Annotated in this window: 9 protein-coding genes; 2 read left to right on the forward strand and 7 right to left on the reverse strand. The window is 58.6% G+C overall.

Annotation, left to right across the window (positions count from 1 at the left end; all coding sequences use genetic code 11):
• The 4 genes from JNN07_24530 to JNN07_24545 form a co-directional block, all read right to left on the reverse strand.
• Positions 1-234: hypothetical protein (locus JNN07_24530; protein MBL9170922.1), on the reverse strand; the 234-nt coding region annotated here is incomplete at its 3' end.
• A gap of 293 nt (positions 235-527) precedes the next feature.
• On the reverse strand, positions 528-866 hold the full coding sequence (locus tag JNN07_24535) for a hypothetical protein (GenBank protein ID MBL9170923.1): 339 nt from the start codon (positions 864-866) through the stop codon (positions 528-530).
• A 645-nt stretch (positions 867-1,511) separates the two neighbouring features.
• Positions 1,512-2,903, reverse strand: coding sequence for a hypothetical protein (locus JNN07_24540; protein ID MBL9170924.1), 1,392 nt, complete (start codon positions 2,901-2,903; stop codon positions 1,512-1,514).
• Positions 2,904-3,480: 577 nt separating this feature from the next.
• Positions 3,481-4,002: an N-acetyltransferase gene (locus tag JNN07_24545; GenBank protein ID MBL9170925.1), complete on the reverse strand. Its 522-nt coding sequence runs from the start codon at positions 4,000-4,002 to the stop codon at positions 3,481-3,483.
• A gap of 219 nt (positions 4,003-4,221) precedes the next feature.
• Here JNN07_24545 and JNN07_24550 point away from each other — a divergent pair, with 219 nt between their 5' ends.
• Complete coding sequence (locus JNN07_24550; protein MBL9170926.1) at positions 4,222-6,351, forward strand: hypothetical protein; 2,130 nt, start codon at positions 4,222-4,224, stop codon at positions 6,349-6,351.
• 188 nt (positions 6,352-6,539) lie between these two features.
• Here JNN07_24550 and JNN07_24555 read toward each other — a convergent pair whose 3' ends face one another.
• From JNN07_24555 to JNN07_24565, 3 genes are all read right to left on the reverse strand, one after another.
• Positions 6,540-7,295 carry a hypothetical protein gene (locus tag JNN07_24555; protein ID MBL9170927.1) on the reverse strand — a complete coding sequence of 252 codons (756 nt, stop codon included), beginning with the start codon at positions 7,293-7,295 and terminating at the stop codon, positions 6,540-6,542.
• 21 nt (positions 7,296-7,316) lie between these two features.
• A complete protein-coding gene (locus tag JNN07_24560; protein ID MBL9170928.1) occupies positions 7,317-8,561 on the reverse strand; it encodes a hypothetical protein in 1,245 nt (414 codons plus the stop codon).
• Between the two features lie 581 nt (positions 8,562-9,142).
• On the reverse strand, positions 9,143-9,820 hold the full coding sequence (locus tag JNN07_24565; protein ID MBL9170929.1) for a hypothetical protein: 678 nt from the start codon (positions 9,818-9,820) through the stop codon (positions 9,143-9,145).
• Positions 9,821-9,960: 140 nt separating this feature from the next.
• On the opposite strand from JNN07_24565, the gene JNN07_24570 reads away from it, so the two are divergent.
• Positions 9,961-10,830, forward strand: a complete 870-nt coding sequence (locus JNN07_24570; protein ID MBL9170930.1) for a hypothetical protein — start codon at positions 9,961-9,963, stop codon at positions 10,828-10,830.
• The last annotated feature ends 221 nt before the right edge of the window (positions 10,831-11,051 follow it).

Below are 11,051 nucleotides of genomic sequence, written 5' to 3' on the forward strand. Positions count from 1 at the left end.
CATCACGTCTTGCCAGGTTCGCGTGGCAACGGTTGGATCCGCCGCAGAGAGGTAGGTGCGCGCCAGGTGAATGTTGAAACCAGGATGATAGGCGGATTCGTTTTTGGCGTTGAGCAGCCGAACTGCCTCGGCTTTGTCGGATGTCCCGAGGCTTTCCTGCCTGTTCGTTGTGCGGTCCTGGGCGTAGTAACGACCGCTGGTACCACGTCGATACAATCGGTATTTTGGCTTCATAATCTTTGCCGGTTATGAGCCTAAGGCACTGAAACCAGTCCACGTTAGCGAGCAGTGACGGAGTATCGCCGTGCTTATCCAGAGCTAGTCCGGAGTAGCTTCACAGCTGGCTATTTTGCTGGCACTGCCCGCTGGAACGAAAAGCAACCGGTTGATGCACACGCACCTCGGTTGAGGAAGAAAGGGCCGAGACGGCCCTTGTTAATCAAGCTCCGGCACCGATGCAAAACAAATACGGGGGTGAGATAGTCTGGCACACGAACAATATCCAAGCTAACCAACTTTCGCTCCTGCTACCTTCCTCTTCTCACCCTAGCCCAGGCGACTTTTCCACTAGCCGGGCGGCGTTTCACGTGCATGACGGCGACGATCCAGACGCGATAGGGTTTCTCCAGGTAAATGACCGCATAGGGAAACTGGGCGCTAAAGTATCGTCGGGCAGGTGGGTCAAATTTGTAGAAGCGTTGCGGGTCGGTGCAGACAGCACGCAGCAACCTTTCCATCTCACGGTAGAAGCGGATGCCCAGTTCCGGCTCGATCTGCGTGTAATGGTTAAGCGCCGGGTGGGCAACCCGCTGAACGACATTCCATGTCTGACGACCTGCGAGCCCAGAGCGAAGGCGGAAGGCCACCAGGCTTCACCGCCCTCCTGAATTCACGATGACCAGATCGGCGAACGTACGTTCACGAGTTTGGTCGTGGACATCGGAGCGAAGATTCGCGTGTGATCGGACGAACGACACGGCCCTTATGGACTGCGCGTGGCACGCCACCGCTTTTCCTTCACACCACGGAGAGCCCTTTGGACCGCCTGAGGTAAACCTACGAGCGTAGTGCGGTAAAGTCGGGGCAACGGGGACACCATGGCCCCCACATCTACAACGCCAACTCGGATACATTTGCGATACCAGCCGGGAAACTCCAGGACCGTAGTTCGGGAAAACTCGGATCCCATCTTGGAAACCTTGCGACGAGAAATCGGCAATGAGTGAGAGGGGAGCCACATCCTTCCGATCGCGTCGTACGCTACGACCGGAGCGTGGTTATTTGGAAACCGATTACGGTGGCAGGTTGGGAAAGCGGGCGAACCTTTTGCGACCTCAGTTCGGCCAAAATTACGATGTCAATTAAGTGCGTAACACTTCGTTTACAAAGTCCACCAGGCGTCCCGGGCCAGTCCAATCTGACGAAAAGAGGGTGGAAACAGGCCCTTAGCAACCGCAGCCAAGGCCGAAATACGATGACCTCCTCGTCCTTCCTGCCGGCATTCCGGCGGCTCACTTCCTCAATCGATAGAAGGTGTTCTGGGTTGGAAGGTCCAACTCCAGCTGACTGAGTCCAAGCGATCCTTCCACATCTTGCCAGTCACCGCCCGAAAGGGACGAGGCGCGCTGCAAAACGATGCCCGCGCCGCCGATCCAACTCAGTGCCAGCTTGGGGCCAGCCGGAGTGACGACGCGCTCAATTTTGGCGATTCGCAGCTGGAGCCCCTCTTCCCGGAGCATGGTGCCGAAGACATCCAAGGGCAGCACGTAGCTCCCTCCCGCATTGATGTAACGCACATGATTCGAGGCGAAACCAGCCTCATTGTCCGCGCTCTCGATTCCATACTTGTACTCCAGACGACGTGAGTCGCCGCGACGGAAGGTTCGTTGCCACGAATAAATGACATCGCCCGCTGTCTCATCGCCACCCGTGCCATCGTCCACCATCAGGTATTCCGCCGGTCTGGATCCCCAGGTCCACCACCCAGCAAACTGTCCGCTCAGATACACCCCCTCCGTAGTCGGATCAAACGGCACACTGCTGCCCAAGCGAACGGCCTGGCTCATATCCACCCTAAACGTAACTTCCGTGTCCACGTCGAGCACTTCGCTGAAGGAAAGCCCGTCGAAATAGACCAGGCCGGCCGACTTCTCAATAAATCCATCTCCATCCGCATCGGGTTCCTTGCCGTCGAAGGAAATTTTCTTATTCTCCCCCCCTTCCCAAACGGTTCGATCCGCCTCAACCGGAGCGGCAGGCTTCCAAATCGTAAACTTATACTCGATTACCGTGCCGGCCAGGAGCGCTTCGGCAGTATAGTCGACCACGTAGACACCAGGGCGTTCGGAATCCTCCAGCAGTTGCAGCCCTTGCGGTGGGGAGCCCCAGCCAAATCGGTTGCCGCGCACGTACACCATGTGATTGGCCGGATCGAATCGGCCGGTGGCGCTCTGCACATTCAAATCCACTTCAAAGCGCAGCTGAATGTTGACCGGAACACTCACGACCGAATCGCGGTCGAAATCCTCCTGCGGCAAAACCGTCTCTCCGGCGGATAACACAAACGTCCGATTAGGATCGCCCTCCCAGGTCGCGTTGCCCCCCCTGAGGCTGACAAACTTATAGGGAATGGTCTGGCCGATCAGGGAATCCGCCAGATCAGCCACTCCTTCATACACACCGTCCGATTCCGGATCGGCCAACTCCAACCCGCCGGAGCCCGGCCAGCCGTTAAAGGATCCGCGAACGACCACTTGGTCCGAAGCGGGATCGAACAGACCCTCGGCCGTCTTTACCCCCAGGTTCACCCGAAAGGTCACCATATTCTGGGCCAGCCCCCCCATGGAGGACCAAAGCAAGGCGAGGAAGACGAAGCCGAACCGTTGAAAAATAAGGCGTTTCATAAGGCAATCATGGGTTCGCGATTGAGTCGACATGCGAAACAGGTGGATGGCCAGAACTTGCCCGGAAGGCCGGGTTGAATCAAGGCAAAACGAGTTGCTCATTCCCAACCGCCGTAGAGCTTTTCGACCGATCGAGCAATCTCCTCCGGTCAAGGCGAAGGCGTTCTGAGAAGTGCTCCTGGCAAGCTACAAACGAGAAGAGCCCTCCACACGGAGGGCTCTGAGAGAGAGAGAACTAGGTCTGCCTGGCGATGGGAAACTATACTCTCGGATCTCGACATCGGCAATGGCCCGTCCCTACGGTCCGGCACCTCGGGGAAACCCCGGTCCGCGAGCCGATGCGTCCGAAGGAGTCGAGGAGGCGATTACGATTACAATACCGATACGACCAAGTCGCCCCGAGGTGCGGTTTCTGGAGGCTTTCAAGGAAGAGGTTGGCCACGGAACACGCTGACTACACGGAGTCGGAGGGGATCATGAAGAGCACGCTCCTCAGTCGGCTCAACTCTGGCTAGTCGCTCTTCAGATCCGTGTGGTCCGCGTCGTCCGTGGGCAACATGTCCGGCGGTGATCGCTGCTAAACCGATCCTCTTTCCAGAGACAACTTTCGCTGCAAGTAGACGACATCCAGCCAACGGTCGAATTTGAAGCCCACTTCGGGGAATCGTCCCACCTCGCGAAAATCAAACCGGGCGTGCAGCCGCAGACTCGCTTCATTGGTCGCATCAACCGCCGCGATGATGGAACGAAGCCCCAGCTGCGAGCCTCGCATGATCAAGGGTTCAAGGAGCAACTGGCCAACCCCCTGCCCCCGCCAGCCGGACGCGACATAGATCGAGTTCTCCACCGTGAAACGAAATCCGGGACGACGATGATACGGGCTCAATGAGCTCCATCCCACCACCTCCCCATCCTCAGCCACCGCTACAAACACAGGCAGATTCAGAGACACATGCTCCTGATACCACGCCACGCGACGATCCAAGCTCTCTGGCTCGTAGTCGTAGGTGGCCGTCGTGGTCAACACTGCCTGATTGTAAATGGACGAGATGGGCTCCACATCGGATAGGTTAGCCGATCGCATGATCACCGAAGACATACGCGCGATCTTCCCGACCTCCCTTGACTTGTCGACCGCAAAATTCCCGAAGGCCCCGAGCCACGAGAGTGATCTTACTCACGACGGTCGCAACGACGAATTTTCAGATCACACCTTAAAGAACAAATCATCTTCACAAGAAAACGAATGCTGATTAGGTGCTCGGTTGACAAGAGGTTCGTGTCCATTGAGGGTGAGACCGTTCCGGATCTGCATCGAATGAATCAATGTATTTTCACTCGCCCCACTCGAGCGCCACAGAGCCCCATCAGAGCATCCCCCGAGGCACGTATCGCCCTGCTGTATTTAGGCATCGCCGCCGCCATCCTCTCCCTTGACTCGCAAGCCGCTGTCTTGGTCGATCTGGATGCCACGCAATTACCCATGGGAGAACAAGGAACGTGGGAAAATCGAGGAACCTTGCCGGGCAATTTCGAAACCGCCGGCTTGAGCCTTCCACAGGTGATCGCTCGCGATGAGGTTCGTGGGGTGCTCTTTCCTGCCAGCACTGATCCCATTGCGGGAGCCCACTACGTAGGTCCAACGGCTCCCTTACAGATCACCGGTGGGGGGGCACGTACGGTGGAGGCGTGGATCTACGATCCGAGTCCGCAGCCGGAGAAGGTAGTCGTGGCCTGGGGACATCGCGGAGGCCCGGATGGCAGCAACTGTTCGTTCGGCCACGGCACCGATCCCGGGTTTGGAGCCGTGGCTCATTGGGGAAATCCAGGTCCCGATCTCGGCTGGAACCAGCGCCTGGTGTTTAACGCCTGGACGCACATCGCTTACACGTTTGATGGCGAGGAATCACGTACCTACCAGGACGGCCAATTGGCGACTGTGGAGTCCATGGTGTTGAACACCTGGCAGGTGGACGACAATGGCCTGCCGGTGCCGATCCGGATCGCCCGACAAAACAGCCGCATCGGGACGCCGAGTTCGGCCGGTATCGGCGAGATCGTCGTCGCCCGAGTGCGCATTCACGACCGCGCGCTGGCGGCGTCGGAACTCGAAGCTGCCTTTGCTGGTGAGCGGGCTGATTTCGGACTCGATGACCCTGATCAAGATGGCCTGCCCACCTGGTTTGAAAAACGCTTCGACTTCCTCGATCCCAGCGATGGCCGCGATGGTGCCATGGATCAAGACGAGGATGGACTCAACAACCTGGGTGAGTTCCAAGCTGGTACCGACCTGCTCAATCCTGATACGGATCAGGACGGACTTGCCGACGGGGAGGAGATTTTCCGCACCGTCAACGGAACCAACTCCCCCACCAACGCACTGGTCAAGGACTCCGACCAGGATGGACTCTCCGACCTCATGGAGACCTTGCTCGGAACCGATCCCAATCGAAGCGATACGGATAGCGATGGATTTTCCGACGGACAGGAAGTCCTCCATCTCAGCAATGCGCTGAGCGACCTCAGCACTCCCGACCTGACCGAGGGATCTCCGGTCATCGAACTCAATCTCACGCGGCTCCCCCTGGGTCCGGCACTCACTCTGCCAAACACCGGATTTCTCGATGGTGACTTCATCACCACCGCCTCTCCGGCAGAGGTAGTCGTTGAGGATGGGGTTCGGGGGCTGAAACTGGTCGGAGGCGACACGGAGTTCTACACGGGCCCCATCGTTCCAGAGTTCTTGGCGCACGATCACTCTCGGAGCATCGAAGCATGGATCTTCAATCCGTCCTTGGAGGAACAGGAGACCGTGATCTCCTGGGGCCGACGCGGCGGGCCCGACGGAACTCACCTCTCGCTCAACCATGGGAACAGTCCCACGACCGGAGCAGCCGTGCATTGGCGGCAGCCAGATCTCGGCTGGCGGGATCGGGCCATCGCAGGCCGCTGGACCTACCTAGCCTATGTGCACAGCGCCGAAGAATCCGCCGTTCGCGTCTACGCGGACGGCACGGAAGCGAGTTCCGCCAGCGGGATCATCCTGGATACCTGGCCGGTCGATGACCAGCCCACCCCCCGAGGACTGCCCTTCCGGCTGGGATGCCAAAACAACAGTGATGGCACACCCGCACCAGGCTTCCGGGCGAGTTTAACGCTAGGTCGAATTCGGGTCTACGACCGTGCGTTGAGCTCCGAGACAATTCTCGAGAACTACCGTCGCGACCTGCCGGAATTCGGAAAACCTAGGTTGATCAACGTTACCCTTAACCCCCTGAACCAAACGATGAGTTTATGGTGGGAGGAATCGATCGGGCGAGTCTACTCGATCGAAGAGTCGAGCGATGCGGTGGAATGGAACAAACTGGGCATCGGAACAGAGGGGCGCTTCCAGGTGCCGATCCTACCGGAGGTTCGGCTACGCTATTTCCGACTCCGTGCCGAATGAACGGCTATTGGCACGGGCAACCAACGAAAGGAATGTTCGGAAATGCCCTCCCAAAAGAGTAGAGCCCTCCACACGGAGGGCTCTTAAGAGAGAGAACTAGGTCTGCCTGGCGATGGAGAAGCTTACTCCTTACCCGCGGCTCTGGCAATCGTCCCCGGCTACGGTCCAGAGCCCCGGGGAATCCCCGGTCAAGGCGGGCTGAACCAATCCCGAGGCTCCGCTCCCAGAGATGCCAGGGCCTCCCCCAGCGTGGCGGAAGGGATGGCCTCCATGAGCAAACCATCCAGGTCGCTCAGAAAGTGATCCAGCCGATCGTGATTCACGCGCGTCACGGATGTCCGAGGAGATTTACGCTCCAGAGCAGTGGCCAACAAAGCATGAAGCCCCATCGCAGCGGAGAGTTCCGGCTCGGTGACCAAACGCGAATCCTTAAGCAGCCGGCTCCGAACGGATGCGATGCGGTCACATTTGTGCTTCAGGTAGATCCAGAGTGGATCCCCTACCCATTCCCGACGGGCCGCGTGGTAGAGAAAGCTCCACAGCCCCCGTGACAGCTGGTCCAGGAGGACCCGATCGGCGGCAGACCGCAGAGAATCATCGAGGTCTTCCTCTTCCGCATCCAGTCCGCAGCTCAAGCATGGCAGACCAGTCCGACGCACGTACACTTGCCATGGTAAAACGAACCCCGCGCTCACGAGGCGGATCCATAACAGGTGGTGGGCTTGGGAGGACTTCAGGAGCAGTGCCAGAGGGTCCAGGACATTTTCCAGCTGCCCGGTGGTCTGCCAGCTGATCGAACTCCTCTGGGTTAGGCTCAACCGAGATGCGACTGGGTCTCGTTCATCTCCTGTTCCCTCCTGCAGGAGCCGCCGCAGCATCCGAAGCATCTCGTCGAACGCACACGAGGCGGCGAACTTCCAGGCATGACTCTCGGCAGTGTTCATATCCATTGTCAAAGCAGCGAACTAGTTTCCCACTCTCGATGCAGCCCAGGCAGCCAGCGCGGCTTCCAAGGACCAGGCCGCACAGTTCGAAGGTCCGGCTCCTATGATCGCAAAGCCGAATACGCTGTAGTCGATCGGCACGATCGAGTCGTCCGCTTCCAAGAAACCAATGGCCCGATCCCATCCTAGATATTGAAGACTGTTGAGTCGGGCCACTTTGAAATGCCAAGTGGATTGTCGCTGAAAGGCCTGGAGAGATGCCGATCGACGCCGAATGCCGCCCACCGAAGTTCCCAACAGCGGCTTGGGACCAAGAATCCCAACTTCGTAGCGAACGCCAGTTCGCGCGGTCAGATTCTGGACGAAGAGGGCCGAGTGGATCGGGGCAGACTTCGATGCTTGGAGCCGAATGCCCCAGTACACGTCCCATACCTTGGCCCTAGCCGACTGCAGCGCCGCCCGAGGAGTATGGGCCTCCACCGTTCGGATGCTGGATTGCACCTTCTGAACCAAATCGATCTCGAGCAGGGTAAAGTATCCACTCGGATCGGCTCGATTGATCGGGTCGCCAGCAGCATAGAGATATCGATGCTGGGAACCAGGATCCTCGCTCCCGCCTTCAAAGGCATCGGCAGTGCGAAACCGGCCGCTCTCAGGTTCATACCAACGGGCACGTAAATCCAGCGTTCCCAAACCCACGGCCAGCCATTCGCCCCGAAAACCGCGCTGCCCCCAGGCCGTGTCTTCCAGCTCTCCCACCTCAGATCCTGCGGAGCTGCCATCCAACTTGATGCCAAAGGCGTCAAAGTCCGACAACTCCGAGAAGATCAGGTCTGACTCTGGCGTGCCCGCGGCGATCGATCTACCACGAATGGAAGCACGCCCATCAACTACCAACCAATTCACTTCCACCTCTTCCGGTCCGGTCCAAATCGCTTGCGCCACCGGATGCACACCAACGAGATGAGACTCCAAACCCACGCCACCCCCGGTGGTGGCCATCACCTGACTGAACCCCGAGGGATGAAGCGGGTCGATCAAGATACGGCCTTCCTGAGTGAACTCGACGCCGGTATCCGGATCCGTCAACGTTCTGACTTCCAGAACCCGGCGTCCGTCCGCGTCGCAGACGTAACGAACTCCGCTGAGCTGCGCAGATCCCGCCTCCGCCGCCGACATCTCCACCAGCCCACACCAGCCCCCCACCCACAGCAGCACCAGACAGCGCAGCTGCCCCGCGACAACTTCGATCGACCTCCACATCATTGGATAGAACTCCTCCACGCAGCCATCTTGACGCAACAAACCGGCCCGGCAATCGGAGGAATAAGGGGAAAGCCTGGAAAACTCGGGAGAAGAATCCCTAAAAGTAAGGAATACCAAGATGGTCGTTTTATCGACAAGAGAACCAACAGCTCCTGCTCACTTCGGTGTCGGGAGCTATGGAGTGCGGAGACGTGCCCTCATCTTTACCTCCAGAAATGCGCACGCGACAAGCTGGGCGATGCCAGCGTTTCACACTTTGCCGGAAGGGCCCGAACCCGCAGGGTTCAAAGAGATCTAGCCGGGGGTGCTCGCACCCCCGGAACTGTTAAAAGTACGGAGCATCGCGCAGCGATGCCACCGGCTTCGGAGATTTGCATCACCCGACTCAAGGAACCTAATCAGTTCGTCCGTCCGTTCGCCGACGGGTGGCACGCCTTTCAGGGTGCTGTTGAATAGGGTTACGACAGACCGGGGGTGTCGCTGCGCTCCACACCCCGGCTACCCTCTTTGAACCCTGAGGGTTCTCGGCTTCGGCCTCAGGAACTCATGCGAAGAAGTGAGGATCTCCTACAGCCCCGCGTCTATTCTCCGCGCTTCACAAGAGCCAAGGCTCTGGTGCACACGAAGTTCACTGCTAAGCCCACCGCAGCCAAGGTCAGAATCAGGAAGCCGGAAGGCTCCGGCACCAAAACAATCTCTTCAAGCCAGGCGCGCGAAGCTGCGGTGTCCTGGTTGTCATCGAAAGCCAAGGCGAGTCGAACGTTTCCGGGAGCGAAAGCAGCCGGCAGCGGTGTTTGTATCCGATAAGCGACTCGAGAGGAGAAGCCCAGCTCCGAGGCAGGAACTGCGATGGGTTCAAGTAGGACATGATCCAAGTTGACGGTCAGTGAGTCAGCCGTTTGAGGCATGAGCGACAGGCCTTCGGCCGAGAGGGTGAACAACACCATCGAACGACGGCCGCTGGCATCCAACAGCACCGCGCTGATCATGTCGACGAGGCGTCCCTCGACGAAGGTTTCGTCCGTGGAGAAGCCGAACCGACATTCGAAACGCCGATCCGTAGCGGGGGACGACCGGTTCCATGCGAGATCCAACGAAGCCGAATGGAGCCATTCGCTACCGTCGGCCTCCAATGTCACTGACAGCGGCACGGAAGCCAAAAGCCCCTGAGCGTGGAGCGACCCGAAGCTCAAGCTCCAGGCCAACAGCAAAACGAGGCCGCCAAGCCTGCTCGCGATCCGTTGTATGAAATACGTCATGAACATCATCACTCCTCTGGGATCATTAAACTCCGTTAATGGACGGTCAGATCCTGCGCCGAACGAGGCGTCGATTGCCAGCCAATTTATGGGGCTCCCAGCACTGGTCAAAACCGGAAAGCCGGGGTATGTTACCCACAATGATTCGAGCGACTTCTCTCGCCTGGTTCTGGATGTTCACCGGCGTGGTGGGTGCTGTCTGGGTGGCCGACGCCCAAGTCCAGCTCCCTCCGCAAGTGGAACGCCTCGGAACGCTGCAGCCTCCCGCCCTGCGCGAAAGCTCGGGTATCGTCGTCAGCCACGCCGATCCTGGGGTCTTCTGGACCCACAACGATGGCAAGAGCCGTACCCTCTTCGCCGTGGATCGGACGGGAGCTTTCGTGGGATCCACCACGGTGGAAGCACAGGTGACGGACTGGGAGGACATCGCCTCCGACCACCAAGGCCATCTCTACCTTTCCGACACCGGAAACAACACCCAGAGCCGAACCGAGATCAGGGTGCACGAAGTTCTCGAACCGAATCCCCGGGCGCTCACCCCGACCCTGGAGGTGCAGCGAACGTGGGTGTTGCGCTTCCCGCGCGAGCCCTTCGATAGTGAAGGGCTCTTCGTTTGGAACGGATACGGATACCTCATCTCCAAAGTGGTCAACGACGCGAAAGCCAGCCTCTACCGTTTCCCCCTGAAGCAGACGAGCGAACCGGTCATTCTGGAGCGGGTTACCAAACTGAAGATTGACTCGCCCGTGACCGGTGCCGACATCTCTACCGATGGCACGCGAGTGGCCTTCGTTTCCAAAAGTGGTGCGGGAGTCTTCAAAGTCGCCACCCCCGGCGACTTCAAGGCACTAGGTGAAGTGAAACCCTTCATGACCAAGTTCCGGCACGAACACGTCGAGGCGTGCTGCTTTGTCTCTGAAGGTCTGCTGGCGACCGCTGAGTCGCGGGAAATATACCTCTTCACCGCGCCGGAATTTAAACCGGAGCCTGTCAAAGCTTCAGCGAACTAAGCGACCGTCACGTGCGAAGTCTTGCCCCCCCAGGTCGAAGGGTGTGACTATTTCCGGGTGAGGCTCGGTCTTCGGTACGGAGTTCCGCCTTTAGCCCAATCCATGCAGTTGAGCAAAGTCACTGTTTGAGGTGTGCTAGCGGTATTACATGAAAAACTCAACTAAGCACCTCGACGTATCGAGTCCCCAAACAGTGACGGAGTTTATTAAGCTGCATAACG

This window comes from Verrucomicrobiales bacterium, assembly GCA_016793885.1.
Taxonomy (GTDB): domain Bacteria; phylum Verrucomicrobiota; class Verrucomicrobiia; order Limisphaerales; family UBA11320; genus UBA11320.